Origin of the sequence: Caldibacillus sp. 210928-DFI.2.18 (assembly GCF_020554505.1) — a bacterium.
GTDB classification, from domain to species: Bacteria; Bacillota; Bacilli; order Bacillales; family Caldibacillaceae; genus Caldifermentibacillus; species Caldifermentibacillus hisashii.
The window spans coordinates 1-236 of record NZ_JAJCHL010000280.1 but is presented as its reverse complement, the minus strand read 5'-3'; the positions used below and the strand labels follow the sequence as shown (position 1 = coordinate 236).

The window sequence follows — 236 nt, the reverse complement described above, 5'->3', positions numbered from 1 at the left end:
GTAAGGGATTTGATGCCTTATATGGTGGAATAGAAATCTCTTCAGGGGGGCAGCGTGTTCATTTACCAGAAATATTAATTAAACAATTAAAAGAGCGTAATTTAGATCCTAAAAATTTTGAATTTTATATTAATAGTTTTCGCTGGGGAAGTGTGCATCATTCTGGGTGGTCAATTGGCCTTGAACGTTTTACTATGGCTTTACTTAAATTAGATAATATTCGTGAGGCTTGTTTA

The 236-nt window shown here is 33.9% G+C and carries 1 protein-coding gene; it reads left to right on the top strand.

The genetic code is table 11. The features are described from left to right. The coding region (locus LIZ98_RS17840) for an amino acid--tRNA ligase-related protein (RefSeq protein WP_304502987.1) at positions 1-236 on the top strand (236 nt) is incomplete at both ends.